This window comes from Janthinobacterium rivuli (assembly GCF_029690045.1).
GTDB classification, from domain to species: Bacteria; Pseudomonadota; Gammaproteobacteria; order Burkholderiales; family Burkholderiaceae_D; genus Janthinobacterium; species Janthinobacterium rivuli.
Window position 1 is genome coordinate 501,475 of the sequence record NZ_CP121464.1, and the last position, 15,242, is coordinate 516,716.

Below are 15,242 nucleotides of genomic sequence, written 5' to 3' on the forward strand. Positions count from 1 at the left end.
AGTCACGCACGATTCATCATAAAAAGAATGGACGGAAAGCATGGAGACGCAAAAATTATCTACCGTTGAAAAGGTCGGCTTCGGCGCCGGCGACATGGCGCTCAATGTCGTCATCTCGTCGATGATGTTGATCATCACCTTTTTCTATACCGATATCTATGGCTTGAAAACCACCGACCTGGCCCTGCTGTTCGTGGCCGTGAAAGTGGTGGGCGCCATCGCCGACCTCGTCATGGGGCAGATCACCGACCGCTACAGCTTCGCCTCGGGCCGCTACCGCCCATACCTGCTGTGGCTGGCCGTGCCCTTCGGCATCAGCGTGTTTTTCGTCTTCACCACGCCGGAATGGGGCTATGACGCCAAGCTGATCTGGGCATATTCCACGTATATCCTGATGACCATCATGACGGCCGGCGTGGGCATTCCCTATATCTCGCTGATCAGCGGCCTGACCAGCGACCCGCATGAGCGCCTGTCGGCCAATGGCTACCGCTTGTTCTTCGCCAAGATCGGCGCCTTTATGGTGACCATCGTCGTGCCGATCCTGTCGCAGCGCTGGGGCGGCGGCAACCCGGCCGTCGGCTACCAGGCCGCCATGGCCGTGATGGCCGTCATGGGCGTGGCCCTGTTCCTGTTCTGCTATTTCACCACCACCGAGCGCGTCGTACATGTGGTGGAGAAGCAATCGCTGCTGGCGCAATTGAAGGTGCTGCTGCAGAACGACCAGTGGCTGGTGCTGTGCGGCGTGTGCGTCACGGGCACGGTGGGCTACGTGGTGCGCGGCTCCGTCGCCATTTATTACGCGAAATATTACTTGGGTGGCAGCACGGAAACGGTGGCCGCTTTTCTGACCACGGGCGTGGTGGCCGCCATCCTGGCGATGATCGCCTCGACCTGGATCACCAAGTTTTATTGCAAGGTCAAATTGTTCCGCTACACGCAGATCGGCGTCGCGCTGATCAGCCTGGCGATCTATTTCTTCGTCACACCGAGCGACACCGTGCTGGCCTTCGCCCTGTATTTCCTGCTGTCCTTCGTGGTCGACTTGCATGCGCCCGTGTTCTGGTCGGCCATCGCCGAGACCATCGACTATGGCCAAGTGAAAACGGGCAAGCGCGTCTCCGGCTTCGCCTTTGGCGGCATCTCCGTGTGCCAGAAGGCCGGCATGGCGGTGGCCGGCTTTTTGGTCGGCATGCTGCTGTCGTATTTCGACTACCAGCCCAACCATGAGCAAACGCAATTCGCCCTGAACGGCATCGCCCTGATGCTGTCGGTCATCCCCGGCTTCTTCCACTTGCTGATGGGCTTGCTGATGTTCAAATACCGCATCAGCGATACGTACTACAGCGGCGTGAAGTCGGAAATGCACAAGCGCGGCTACGTGGCCGCCTAAGAATAATTGAATGGAGCAAGCAACATGGCTGACATCTTGAAACCGCTGATCGAACAGCGCGCCGACCCGCATATCTACCGTCACAGCGACGGTTACTATTACTTTACGGCCTCCGTGCCGCAGTACGACCGCATCGAACTGCGCCGCGCCGACAGCATCGCCGGCCTGGCCGGCGCGCAAACGGTCGACGTGTGGCACAAGCCGGAAACGGGGCCGTACAGCGAACTGGTGTGGGCGCCCGAGCTGCACTTCAACCAGGGTGCCTGGTATGTGTATTTCGCCGCCGCGCCGAGCCGCGAGATCAAACATAAACTGTTCCAGCACCGCATGTATGCGATCCGCAATACCAACGCCAATCCGCTTGAAGGTGAATGGGAATTCATGGGCCAGATCGATACAGGCATCGACACCTTTTGCCTGGACGCCACCACGTTCGAGCACGACGGCGTGCTGTACTACCTGTGGGCGCAGAAAGATGTGGCCATCGAGGGCAACTCGAACCTGTACATCGCGCCGATGGCCACGCCGTGGCAGCTGGCCGGGCCGCCCGTGATGCTGAGTAAACCTGAATTCGACTGGGAAATCCGCGGCTTCTGGGTCAACGAGGGGCCATCCGTGCTGAAGCGCAACGGCAAGATCTTCATCAGCTATTCGGCCAGCGCCACCGATGAAAACTACGCGATGGGCTTGCTGTGGGCCGCCGACTCCGCCGACTTGCTCGATCCGGCGGCGTGGACCAAGTCGCCCGAGCCCGTGTTTGCCACCTGCTACGAGCACGGCATCTATGGCCCCGGCCATAACAGTTTCACGACGGCCGGCGACGGCGACGGCGATGGCGTATTGCTGGTGTACCATGCCCGCACCTACACGGAAATCGTCGGCGACCCTTTGTGGAACCCGGACCGCCATACCTTTGTCAAACCGCTGCGCTGGGATGCGCAAGGCATGCCCGTGTTTGGCCGCTCATCGACCCTGTAACGCTTCGGACCCGACGCCATGACCCCAGTTGATTCTGTTTCAGTGACGCAAGCGCCGTTCGGCATCCTGCCCGATGGCCAGCCCGTCAGCGTATTTACCCTGACGAACCGCCAGGGCATGCAAGTCAAGGTGCTCGACTTTGGCGCCATCATCAGTGAAATTCACGTGCCTGACCGCGATGGCAGCTTTGCCGACGTGGTGCTCGGTTTTGATCGCATCGAGCCGTATCTGGCCAACGGCGCTTTCCTGGGCGCCGTCATCGGCCGCTACGGCAACCGCATCGCCGAGGGACGTTTTAGCCTCGACGGCAAGGATTACCAGCTGGCCGTCAATAATGCGCCGAATCACTTGCATGGTGGAAACCAGGGCTTTCACCAGGTCATGTGGCAAGCCGAGCCGTTCACCCGGGACGATGCCGTCGGCGTGACGTTTACGCGCAGCAGCCCGCACGGCGAAGACGGTTATCCGGGCAAGCTGGACGTCACCGTCGTGTACGAACTGGACAACGACAATGCGCTGAGCCTGCGTTACCACGCCGTGACGGACCAGGCCACGCCGATCAACCTGACCAACCACAGCTATTTCAATCTGGCGGGGCAGGGCACTATCCTCGGCCATGAGGTGACGATCAACGCGGACCGCTACCTGCCCGTGGACGCGGGGTCGATACCCACGGGCGAACTGGCGGACGTGTCCGGCACGCCGTTTGACTTGCGCCAGAGCACCATTATCGGCGACAGCATAGCCCTGCCGCATGAGCAGCTGCGCATCGGCCGCGGCTACGACCATAACTTTGTGCTCAATAAACAGGCAGATCACGGGCTGAACCTGGCCGCCACCGTGCGCGATCCGCAATCGGGCAGGGTGATGCAGGTGTACACGCAGGAGCCCGGTGTCCAGTTTTATTCGGGCAATTTCCTCGACGGCAGCCAGCCCGGCAAGCTGTGCGCCAACAGTTATCGCAGCGCGCTATGTCTGGAAACCCAGCATTTCCCGGATTCGCCGAACCAGCCGCATTTCCCGAATACCATTTTGCGCCCGGGCCAGGTGTATCAGACGGAAACGGTCTATCGGTTTTCCGCAGAATAATCGTTTAACCCCAAACGAAATCTGGGGTCGTACCCTTAGGGTACGACCCCGGCCTTTGCTGGGGTAACGCGGACTGAAAACCTTCCACGCCCTGCCGCCACGCGCGCGCAGGGCGTTTTCATTGGTGCTGATGGATATCGTTTTCGATATCGGAACGCATTAAAAATTGATTGGAAAGGCATGGCAGGATTCTTTAGTATTCCAACATCGCTGCCCGGGCCGACGACCTTAGATCCGGCATGGCACAACCAGGAGAATGGCATGTCTGAGACAAAAAAGAAGGTAGCCCTGCGCTCGGCCGAGTGGTTCGGCTCGCAGGACAAGAATGGCTTCATGTACCGCAGCTGGATGAAAAACCAGGGCATACCTGACCACGAATTTCATGGCAAGCCCATCATCGGCATCTGCAATACCTGGTCCGAACTGACCCCCTGCAACGCGCATTTCCGCCAACTGGCCGAGCACGTCAAGCGCGGCATCCTGGAAGCGGGCGGTTTCCCAGTGGAATTTCCTGTCTTCTCGAATGGCGAATCGAATTTGCGCCCGACAGCCATGCTGACGCGCAACCTGGCCTCGATGGATGTGGAAGAATCGATCCGCGGCAATCCGATGGACGCCGTCGTGCTGCTGGTCGGCTGCGACAAGACCACGCCAGCGCTGCTGATGGGCGCTGCCAGCGTCGATATCCCGACCATCGTCGTCAGCGGCGGTCCCATGCTGAACGGCAAGCTGAACGGCAAGGACATCGGTTCCGGCACGGCCGTATGGCAGTTGCACGAGCAGATGAAGGCGGGATCGATCACCCTGCACCAGTTCATGTCGGCCGAATCGGGCATGTCGCGCTCGGCTGGTACCTGTAACACCATGGGCACGGCTTCGACGATGGCCAGCATGGCGGAAGCGCTGGGCACGTCCCTGCCGCACAACGCCGCCATCCCCGCCGTCGATTCGCGCCGCTACGTGCTGGCCCATATGTCGGGCATCCGCATCGTCGAAATGGTGCATGAAGACCTGCGCCTGTCGAAAGTGCTGACGCGTGAAGCGTTTGAAAACGCCATCAAGGTCAACGCCGCCATCGGCGGCTCGACCAATGCCGTGATCCACCTGAAGGCGATTGCCGGCCGCATCGGCGTGCCGCTGGAGCTGGAAGACTGGACCAAGGTAGGCCGCGGCACGCCGACCATCGTCGACTTGCTGCCGTCGGGCCGTTTCCTGATGGAAGAGTTCTATTATGCGGGCGGCTTGCCGGCCGTGATACGCCGCCTGGGCGAGGGCGATCTGCTGCCGCACAAGAATGCGCTGACCGTCAACGGCAAGTCGTTGTGGGACAACTGCGTCGAAGCGCCGATCTACAACGACGAGGTGGTGCGCACGCTGGACAACCCATTGCTGGCCGATGGCGGTATCTGTGTGCTGCGCGGCAACCTGGCGCCACGCGGCGCCGTCTTGAAACCGTCGGCCGCTTCGCCGCATTTGATGCAGCACCGCGGCAAGGCCGTCGTGTTCGAAGACTTTGAACATTACAAGGCCCGCATCGTTGATCCTGATCTCGATGTGGACGCGAACTCCGTGCTGGTCATGAAAAATTGCGGCCCGAAAGGCTATCCCGGCATGGCCGAAGTGGGCAACATGGGCTTGCCGCCGAAATTGCTGGCGCAAGGCATCACCGACATGGTGCGCATCTCGGATGCGCGCATGAGCGGCACGGCCTACGGCACGGTCGTCTTGCACGTGGCGCCGGAAGCGATGGCCGGTGGCCCGCTGGGCATCGTCAAGGATGGCGACATGATCGCCCTCGATTGCCACAACGGCAGCCTGAACATCGACATCAGCGACGCGGAAATCGCCGAGCGTCTGGCAGCTCGCGAACTGGGCAGCGCGCCTGGGCCGAAGAGCGGCTACCAGCAGCTGTACATCGAACACGTGTTGCAGGCCGACGAAGGCTGCGATTTCGACTTCCTGGTCGGCAATCGCGGTTCCGCCGTGCCGCGCCACTCACACTAAGCGGAGAATCCCATGCTGTTGCTGCAATTTACAAATGAACACGGCGGGCGCCTCGTCGGCCTGCTGCAAGACGACGTCATCCGCGTCATCGAAGGCTACAACACGACCTATGCGCTGGCGCAAGACGCCATCCGGAAAAAGGTCAGTCTGGCGGACCTGGTGAACGCCACCGTCGGCAATACCACGCATTCCTATGCCGACGTGGCCGCTGCCGGCCGCGTGCTGCCGCCGCTCGACCACGCCGATGAAGCGCACTGTTACGTGACGGGCACGGGCCTGACCCACCTGGGCAGCGCCGGCGCGCGCGATGCCATGCACAAGAAGATCGGCGGCGACGCGGAATCCTTGAGCGACTCGATGAAAATGTTCCGCCTCGGCGTGGAAGGCGGCAAGCCGGCTGACGGCACGGCTGGCGCCCAGCCAGAATGGTTCTATAAAGGCGACGGCTCCATCGTGCGCGCCGGCGGCCAGCCGCTGCGCATGCCGGACTTTGCTCTCGATGGCGGCGAAGAGCCGGAAATCGCCGGCCTGTACGTGATCGGCGACGACGGCCAGCCCTACCGGGTCGGCTACGCCATCGGCAATGAATTTTCGGACCACATCACGGAGCGCCAGAACTATCTGTACCTGGCCCACTCGAAACTGCGCGCCTGCAGCGTGGGACCGGCCCTGCTGGTGGGCGAATTGCCTGCGCATATCGCCGGTACTTCGCGCGTGCTGGACGCGGCTGGCAATGTGCGCTGGGAAAAAGCGTTCGTCAGCGGCGAAGAGAATATGTCGCACACGATTGCCAACCTGGAACACCATCACTTCAAGTATCCGCTGTTCAAGCGCCCTGGCGACGTGCACGTGCACTTCTTCGGCACGGCAACGTTAAGCTTTGCCGATGGCGTGAGCGTGGCGCCGGGCGAAACCTTTGAAATCGAAGCGCCGGCCTTTGGCCCTGCCTTGCGCAACCGCCTCGATGTCTTCCCAACCGAATTTGCGAAAGTGAGCACATTATGAGTTTCAATATCACCGGTGATGCATTGATCGGCGGCGTCGCCGTCAAGGGCAATGGCGGCTCCTTCGAAGCGTGGGACCCGGCCGCGCGCGCGCACATCGCGCCCGCCTTCCACATGGTTGACGTAGCGCAAATCGACGAGGCATGCCGCCTGGCGCAAGCCGCATTCGACCCGTTCCGCGCCACCACGGATGCGCAGCGCGCCGATTTTCTCGACACCATCGCCGCGCAAATCGGCGAACTGGGCGACGACCTGATCGTGCGCGCCATGACGGAAAGCGGCTTGCCGCGCGCACGCCTGGAAGGCGAACGTGGCCGCACGGTGGGTCAATTGAAACTGTTCGCCGGCTTGCTGCGCGAAGGATCCTGGACCGATGCGCGCATCGACAGCCCGCTGCCTGACCGCACGCCACCGCGTCCTGACTTGCGCTTGCGCATGATCGGCCTCGGCCCCGTCGCCGTGTTTGCGGCCAGTAACTTCCCGCTGGCCTTCTCGGTGGCCGGTGGCGATACGGCCTCGGCCCTGGCTGCCGGCTGCCCTGTCGTGCTGAAAGCCCACTCGGCCCATCCGGGCACGTCGGAGCTGGTGGCGCGCGCCATCGTCAAAGCGATTGCCATCTGCAAGCTGCCGGCCGGCGTGTTCGCCTTGCTGACGGGCACGGGCAATGGCATCGGCCAGGCCCTGGTCGCCCATCCCGCCATCCAGGCCGTCGGTTTTACGGGTTCGCGTTCGGGCGGCATCGCCCTGATGAAGGTGGCGGCGGAACGTCCACAGCCAATTCCCGTGTATGCGGAAATGAGCAGCATCAACCCTGTGTTCGTGCTGCCGCAAGCGCTGGCCGCCCGTGGCGCGGCGATCGCCAGCGGTTTTGCCGCCTCGCTGACCATGGGCGTGGGCCAGTTCTGCACCAATCCCGGCCTCGTGCTGGGCCTGGAAGGTCCTGACTTTACGGCCTTTGCCGCCGCTGCCGCCGAAGCGCTGGCGCCGGCGCCGGCCGCCACCATGTTGACGGCCGGTATCGCCAGCAGCTATGCCAAGGGCGTCGCCGCCCTGGCGCAGCACGCCGATGTGACGCCGCTGGTGCAAAATACGGGCGATGAAGGCAAGGGCGCCGCCGCCCTGTTCGTGACCTCGGGCGAGGCTTTCCTGGCCAAGCACGATCTGCGCGACGAAGTCTTCGGCCCGGCCTCGCTGCTGGTCGCTTGCCGCGACATCGAGCAATTGCTGGCGATCACGGAAAGCCTGGAAGGCCAGCTGACGGCCACGCTGCAGATGGATGCCGGCGACGTGGACGATGCGCGCCGCTTGCTGCCCGTGCTGGAGCGCCGCGTGGGCCGCATCCTGGCCAACGGTTTCCCGACGGGCGTGGAAGTGTCGACGGCCATGGTGCACGGCGGCCCGTTCCCGGCCACCTCGGATGGCCGCAGCACCTCGGTCGGCACGGCGGCCATCAACCGCTTCCTGCGTCCTGTGTCCTACCAGAATCTGCCGCAAGACTTGCTGCCAGAGTCGCTGCGCGACGATAATCCGCTGGGGATTTGGCGCCGTCACGATGGCGTGCTGGGCAAAGACTAAAACCTACTGCGCGGCGCGATTTGCGGCCTGTGATGCTCACTGTGCATGCGCACAGTTCCGCGTCTCGGCCACAACTCGTTGCCGCTCGCTACGGTTTTATTGGTAAAAATAAAAAATAAACAGGTGGAGACAAGATGAAGCAATTGGCGAAATATGGCAGCTTGCAGGGCAAGCGCGTGTTCATCACGGGTGGCGGCAGCGGCATCGGCGAATCCCTGGTGGCGGAGTTTGCCGCCCAGGGCGCGCTGGTGGCGTTTGTCGATATCGCCGTGGAAGCGAGCGAGGCCCTGTGCCGCCGCCTGGCCGAAGCGGGCCTGGCGGCGCCATTGTTCCGCCATTGCGACATCACGGATATTCCATCGCTGCAAGCCGTCATGGCCGAACTGGCCGGCAAGCTGGGCGACTTCGATATCCTCGTCAACAATGCCGCCAACGACCAGCGCCACCAGGCGCAGGACGTCACGCTGGAATACTGGAACGAGCGCATTGCGATCAATCAACGTCCCATGTTCTTCACCTGCCAGGCCGTTTTCGAGGGCATGAAGCGCAAGGGTGGCGGTTCCATCATCAACGTCAGCTCGATTTCCTGGCACATGAAGTCGGGCGGCTACCCTGTGTATGCCACCACCAAGGCGGCCGTCGTGGGCCTTACGCGGGGCCTGGCGCGCGATTATGGCGCGCACAATATCCGCGTCAACACCGTCACACCGGGCTGGGTCATGACGCAGCGCCAGATCGACCTGTGGGTCGACGACGCGGCGGAAGTGGAAATCAAGAAAAGCCAGTGCTTGCCAAGCAAGCTGATGCCACAGGACATCGCCGCCATGGTGCTGTTCCTTGCCTCGGACGATGGTGCTATGTGTTCCTCCCAGGAATTCATTGTGGATGCCGGCTGGATCTAAGCCTTAGCGCATCGTTCAATCCGCGCCGGGACTGACCGGCACCTCCGATCTAGAAATACCCTCTTGCCGCCCCAACCCCGCGGCAGGAGAGGCCTCGCCATTACATCGCCGGGTTGATCCCGGCCCTTGCTTTTCACTAAAAAACAGGAGACAGCATGAAATTCATCCATACCAGCATCGTGGCCCTCAGCCTGGCCATGGCCGGCAGCGCCTTTGCCGCGCCCGTCAGCGTCACCATCGACGTGGCCAAGCCCGGTTCCGTGATCAACAAGAACGTGTACGGCCAGTTCGCCGAGCATCTGGGTACCGGTATCTATGAAGGCATGTGGGTGGGGCCGGAGTCCAGCATTCCGAATACCAAGGGCTGGCGCAATGACGTGCTGGGCGCGCTGAAACAGTTGCACGTGCCCCTGGTTCGCTGGCCGGGCGGCTGTTTTGCCGATGAATACCACTGGAAGGACGGCATCGGCGCGCGCGCCCAGCGTCCGACCAAGGTCAACACCAACTGGGGCGGCGTGGAAGAGTCGAACGCCGTCGGCACGCATGAATTCTTCGACCTGGCCGAGCTGCTTGGTGCGCAGACCTACATCAACGGCAACCTCGGTTCCGGCACGCCGCAGGAAATGTCCGAATGGCTCGAATACATGACCTCGGACAGCAAATCGACCCTGGCCGAGCTGCGCCGCAAGAATGGCCGCGCCCAGCCGTATAAAGTCGATTACTTTGGCATCGGCAATGAAGCGTGGGGTTGTGGCGGCAATATGCGTCCGCAGTACTACGCCGACCTGTACAAGCACTATCACACCTTCATGAAGACGCCGGAAAGCGCGCGCCCGAAATTCATCGCCAGCGGCGGCAATGACGACGACATCAGCTGGTCCAGCACCCTGAGCCGCGAAATCAAGCCGAACATGATGGACGCCATCAGTTTCCACTACTACACGGTGCCGACCGGCGTGTGGGAAAAGAAGGGCGCCGCCACGGGTTTTGGCGAAAATGAATGGATATCGACACTGAGCCGCACCTTGCGCATCGATAGCTTGATCAAGAACAATATCGCCGCCATCGACAAGAACGACCCATCGAAAAAGACGGGTTTGTACGTCGATGAATGGGGCACCTGGTACGACGTCGAGCCGGGCACCAACACGGGTTTTTTGTTCCAGCAAAACAGCTTGCGCGATGCGCTCGTCGCCGCTCTGAACTTCAATATTTTCCATGCCCACGCGGACCGTGTGCGCATGACGAATATCGCGCAAATGGTCAACGTGCTGCAGGCGATGATCATCACGGACAAGGACAAATATTTCCTCACGCCTACGTATCACGCGTTTGAAATGTATGTGCCGTTCCAGGACGCCACCTCGCTGCCGGTCGCCATCAGTGGCAATGGAAAATACAGCCTGGGCAAGGTCAGCATTCCGGAAGTGAGCGCCTCGGCCGCGCGCGCCAAGGATGGCAAGGTGTATCTGTCGCTGGTCAACACGAACCCGCACAAGGCCGTCGACGTGAGTGTGGCGCTGGCCGGCAAGCAGGTGGCCAGCGTGACGGGCCGCGTGTTGACCGCAGGCAAGATGGATGCCGTCAACAGCTTTGCGCAACCGCAAGCCGTGCAGCCGGTGGCGTTCAATGCCAAGGCGCAAGGCGGCAAGCTGACCGTGTCGGTGCCCGCCAAGGCTGTCGTGGTGGTGGCCGTCGAATAAACCTGCCGATTTTGATGTATCCAGCCGGCCCGCATGACGGGCCGGCTGGTCATGTGGAGAACACGATGCGATTTTCGATAACGATGGCCTTGGCGGCCATGCTTGCCTTCAGCTCCGTCCAGGCGGCCCAGGTCAGCGTGCACGACCCCGTGATGGCGAAAGAAGGCGACACGTATTATTTGTACAGCACGGGGCCCGGCATCACCTTTTACAGTTCGAAAAACATGGTCGACTGGCAGCCGGAAGGGCGCGTCTTCGCGGGCCAGCCGACCTGGGCAAAAACAGCTGCCCCCAGCTTTGACGACCATATCTGGGCGCCCGACGTGCAATTTCACGACGGTAAATATTACCTGTACTACTCGGTATCCGGCTTCGGCAAGAATACGTCCGGCATCGGCGTGACCGTCAACACGACCTTGAATCCCCGCGCGCCCGACTACCGCTGGGTCGACCAGGGCATGCTGCTGCAATCGGTGCCCGAGCGCGACGAGTGGAACGCCATCGACTCGAACATCATCACCGATGCCAAGGGCACGCCATGGATGTCGTTCGGCTCGTTCTGGAACGGCATCAAGCTGGTGAAACTCAACAAAGACTGGACCCGCATTGCGGAACCGCAAGAATGGCACTCGCTGGCCCGCCGCGTGCCGCTGCCGCCAAGGGCTGGCGAATTCAAGCCCGCACCGGAGGAAATCGAGGCACCGTTCGTCTTCCAGCGCGGCAACGATTACTTCCTCTTCGTTTCCTGGGGCTTGTGCTGCCAGAAAGAAAAAAGCACCTATCACCTGGCCGTGGGGCGCTCCAACAGCGTGACGGGTCCGTATCTGGACAAGGATGGCCGCGACATGGCGCAGGGCGGCGGCACGGTGCTGCTGAAAGGCGACAAGGATTGGAAGGGCCTGGGCCACAACAGCGCCTACACGTTCGACGGCAAGGATTACCTGGTGCTGCACGCGTATGAAACGGCGGACAATTATTTGCAGAAGCTCAAGATCCTGCCCATGACGTGGGACCCGGATGGCTGGCCGCACGTCGATGCGCGCGACTTGAACCGCTATCAAAGCCGCCAATTGCCGGCCGCCAAACCCTAAGGGCGCGCCATGCACAAGACCTTGTTGACGCTGGCGCTGGCCGCCAGCGGCCTTGCCACGCCTATCCTGCAGGCAGCCGAGCTGTTTCCCCTCTCGTCCGTGCGCTTGAAAGCGGGCCCATTCCTGGACGCGCAAACGACGGACTTGCACTATCTGCTGGCCTTCGAACCGGACAAATTACTGGCGCCGTTTCGCCGCGAGGCGGGCTTGCCGCAAATCCAGTCCAGCTATGGCAACTGGGAAGCGACGGGGCTCGATGGCCACATGGGCGGGCATTATGTGTCCGCGCTGGCGCTGATGGTGGCGTCCACGGGCGACGCGCAGGCGCGCGAACGCCTGAACTATGTGGTGGCGGAACTGAAGAAATGCCAGGACGCCAATGGCAATGGTTATCTGGGCGGCATCCCCGATGGCAATGCGGCCTGGCAAGCCATCGCCAAGGGAGAGTTGCAGGCGGACACCTTCTCCGTCAACGGTAAATGGGTGCCGTGGTACAACCTGCACAAGGTGTTTGCAGGCTTGCGCGACGCGTATCAGTATGCCGGCAATGCCGAGGCAAGGAGCATGCTGATCGCCTTGTCGGACTGGGCCGTGAAACTGTCGGGGTCCTTGAGCGATGAGCAGATGCAAGCCATGCTGCGCGCCGAGCACGGCGGCATGAACGAAGTGCTGGCCGACGTCTACACGATGACGGGTGACCAGCGCTACATGGACCTGGCCGTGCGCTTCTCGCACCAGGCGGTATTGCAGCCGCTGGTGGAGCAACAGGACAAGCTGACGGGCTTGCATGCGAATACGCAAATTCCGAAGGTGATCGGTTTCGAGCGCATCGGTGCGCTGACGGGCCGGCACGACTGGCAGCAGGCGGCGCAATTCTTTTGGCAAACCGTGCACGACAAGCGCACGGTGGCCATCGGCGGCAATAGCGTCAAGGAGCATTTCCACGACGAGCACGATTTTTCGTCGATGGTGGAAGAGGTCGAAGGGCCGGAAACCTGCAATACCTACAATATGCTCAAGCTCACCGAGCAACTGTTCAAGCGTGACGAGCAAGTGCGCTACGCGGATTACTATGAGCGCGCCCTGTACAACCATATCCTGTCGTCGCAGCGCCCGGGCACGGGCGGCTTCGTGTATTTCACGCCCATGCGCCCGAACCACTACCGCGTATATTCGCAAGTGGACAAGGGCATGTGGTGCTGCGTGGGTTCCGGCATCGAAAGCCAGGCCAAGTATGGCGAGTTCATCTATGCGCATGACGGCGACGCCCTGTACGTGAACCTGTTCATGGCGTCCACCCTGGACTGGGTAGAGCAGGGCGTCAAGATTGTGCAATCGACCCAGTTTCCCGACCAGGACACGACGCGCATCAAAGTGCAGGGAAATAAAACCTTCAGCATGAAGATACGCTATCCCCAGTGGGTAGCCAAGGGCAAGCTGCGCGTCAAACTCAATGGCAAGGCCACACGTGTGAACGGCGCACCGGGCGACTATGTGACGATTACGCGGGCCTGGAAGTCCGGCGACACCGTCGATGTCACGCTACCCATGACGACGCGTCTGGAACAGATGCCGAACCAGTCGAATTACTATGCCGTGCTGCATGGCCCCATCGTGCTGGCGGCCAGGACGCAGCCGTTCGCCAACGAAGCCTTGAACTATTTTGCCGACGACTCGCGCATGGGGCATATCGCGCAGGGGCAAGTGTGTCCGCTGGAATCGTCACCGCTGTTCGTCAGCGATGAGAAGGATTTCATGCGCAGAATCCGCCCCGTGAAGGGCCAGCCGCTGACGTTTACGGCGCCCGGGCTGATCCAGGGCAAGGATGCGGCGAAGATCAAACTGATCCCGTTCTTCCGCCTGCATGACTCTCGCTACATGCTGTACTGGCCCGTGTCCACGCCGGCCAGGCTGGCGCAGCTGCAGGAAACCACACGGCAAGCCGAAGCGCAGCGGCTGGCGCTCGATGCGCAAACCATCGACCAAGTGGCGCCGGGACAACAGCAGCCGGAATCCGATCATTTCTTCCAGGCCGAAGGTGGAGAAAACGGTGTCAACAAGGGCAGGCATTGGCGCCACGCCACAGGCTGGTTCAGCTATGAACTGAGCGATCCGCAAGCCGAAGCGAAGATATTGCGCCTGACCCTGTCCACCTTGGATGCGGGCCGCGTCTTCGACGTCTTGCTCAACGGGGTCAAGGTTGAAGCAGTCGCCGTGGCGGCCGATGCGCCGCAAGAGCTGCATACGGTCGATATTGCCGTGCCTGCGGCGTTGGTAGCGGCCGCCAAGGGCAAATTGACCGTGAAATTTGTCGCCGGCAAGGATTCCGTGGCGGGCGGCCTGTACGGCTTGCGCCTGCTGCGCTGAGGGAAGAGGCGACTTTGCTGGGCTTTGCTTGTTCTACTGATACGCAAATCGGTATCGCAAGCGAAAAAGAATTGATTGGATGGCTATGTTGCTTTCTCCTACCATGGGTTCATAAAAAACCGCCCATCCGGCATCCGGCTGTGATGGTATTCCAAAAAAACTGGAGACAAGAATGAAATTGACACGCCGCACACTCCTCGCCAGCGCCATGCTGCTCGCACTGTCCGCTACTTCTTCCGCTTTCGCCGCCAAGCCCCTCGTCATGGGCTTTTCGCAGGTGGGCGCCGAAAGCGAATGGCGCACCGCCAATACCGTCTCCATCAAGGATGCGGCCAAGAAAGATGGCGTCACCCTGAAATTTGCCGATGCGCAGCAAAAGCAGGAAAACCAGGTCAAGGCGCTGCGCTCGTTCATCGCGCAAAAAGTCGACGTGATCGCCTTCTCGCCGGTCGTTGAGTCCGGCTGGGATACCGTCTTGCGCGAAGCCAAGGCTGCCAAGATTCCCGTCATCCTGACGGACCGCGCCGTCAACGTGGCCGACAAATCGCTGTACGTGACCTTTATCGGTTCCGATTTCGTGGAAGAGGGCCGCCGCGCCGGCCAATGGCTGCTCGAGCACGCCAAGAAAACCCCGGACGCGCAACTGAACATCGTCGAGCTGCAAGGCACGGTTGGTTCGGCGCCAGCCATCGACCGCAAGGAAGGTTTCCAGGAAGTCATCGGCAAGAACCCGAAGCTGAAGATCATTCGTTCGCAAACGGGCGACTTTACGCGCGCCAAGGGCAAGGAAGTGATGGAAGCGTTCCTGAAGGCCGAGGGCAAGAAGATCAACGTGCTGTACGCGCACAATGACGACATGGCCATCGGCGCCATCCAGGCCATCGAAGAAGCGGGCATGAAACCGGGCAAGGACATCATCATCATCTCGATCGATGGCGTCAAAGGCGCGTTCGAAGCCATGATCGCCGGCAAGCTGAACGTCACCGTGGAATGCAGCCCGCTGCTGGGCCCGCAACTGATGTCGATTGCCCGCGATGTCGTGGCCGGTAAACCCGTGCCAGCGCGCATCACGACGGTGGAAGGCGTGTTCCCTGCCGAGGTGGCCGCCAAGGAATTCCCGAACCGTAAGTACTAAG

General features: G+C 61.4%; 11 protein-coding genes. All 11 read left to right on the forward strand.

The annotated features are described in order from the left end of the window. The first annotated feature begins 40 nt into the window (after positions 1-40). The 11 genes from P9875_RS02205 to P9875_RS02255 all read left to right on the forward strand — a co-directional run bounded on the left by P9875_RS02205 (position 41) and on the right by P9875_RS02255 (position 15,241). Positions 41-1,393: an MFS transporter gene (locus P9875_RS02205; RefSeq protein WP_099401175.1), complete on the forward strand. Its 1,353-nt coding sequence runs from the start codon at positions 41-43 to the stop codon at positions 1,391-1,393. 24 nt (positions 1,394-1,417) lie between these two features. Further along, positions 1,418-2,371: a glycoside hydrolase family 43 protein gene (locus tag P9875_RS02210; RefSeq protein ID WP_278317472.1), complete on the forward strand. Its 954-nt coding sequence runs from the start codon at positions 1,418-1,420 to the stop codon at positions 2,369-2,371. Between the two features lie 18 nt (positions 2,372-2,389). Next, on the forward strand, positions 2,390-3,460 hold the full coding sequence (locus P9875_RS02215; RefSeq protein WP_278317473.1) for an aldose epimerase family protein: 1,071 nt from the start codon (positions 2,390-2,392) through the stop codon (positions 3,458-3,460). Between the two features lie 261 nt (positions 3,461-3,721). After that, complete coding sequence (locus tag P9875_RS02220) at positions 3,722-5,464, forward strand: IlvD/Edd family dehydratase (RefSeq protein WP_139091362.1); 1,743 nt, start codon at positions 3,722-3,724, stop codon at positions 5,462-5,464. Between the two features lie 12 nt (positions 5,465-5,476). Continuing rightward, a complete protein-coding gene (gene araD1, locus P9875_RS02225; protein ID WP_219328535.1) occupies positions 5,477-6,469 on the forward strand; it encodes an AraD1 family protein in 993 nt (330 codons plus the stop codon). Continuing rightward, complete coding sequence (locus P9875_RS02230; protein ID WP_278317474.1) at positions 6,466-8,043, forward strand: aldehyde dehydrogenase (NADP(+)); 1,578 nt, start codon at positions 6,466-6,468, stop codon at positions 8,041-8,043. Before araD1 ends, P9875_RS02230 begins: the two co-directional genes overlap by 4 nt. Positions 8,044-8,177: 134 nt before the next feature. After that, on the forward strand, positions 8,178-8,945 hold the full coding sequence (locus P9875_RS02235) for an SDR family NAD(P)-dependent oxidoreductase (protein ID WP_278317475.1): 768 nt from the start codon (positions 8,178-8,180) through the stop codon (positions 8,943-8,945). A 155-nt stretch (positions 8,946-9,100) separates the two neighbouring features. Further along, the gene (locus tag P9875_RS02240) at positions 9,101-10,648 is read left to right on the forward strand and encodes an alpha-N-arabinofuranosidase (protein WP_099401181.1); all 1,548 of its coding nucleotides are present in this window, start codon (positions 9,101-9,103) and stop codon (positions 10,646-10,648) included. Positions 10,649-10,713: 65 nt separating this feature from the next. Then, positions 10,714-11,739, forward strand: coding sequence for an arabinan endo-1,5-alpha-L-arabinosidase (locus tag P9875_RS02245; RefSeq protein WP_278317476.1), 1,026 nt, complete (start codon positions 10,714-10,716; stop codon positions 11,737-11,739). Between the two features lie 9 nt (positions 11,740-11,748). Beyond that, positions 11,749-14,106, forward strand: coding sequence for a glycoside hydrolase family 127 protein (locus P9875_RS02250; protein WP_278317477.1), 2,358 nt, complete (start codon positions 11,749-11,751; stop codon positions 14,104-14,106). A gap of 172 nt (positions 14,107-14,278) precedes the next feature. Next, positions 14,279-15,241, forward strand: coding sequence for an ABC transporter substrate-binding protein (locus P9875_RS02255; protein WP_035823666.1), 963 nt, complete (start codon positions 14,279-14,281; stop codon positions 15,239-15,241). Position 15,242 lies beyond the last annotated feature (1 nt).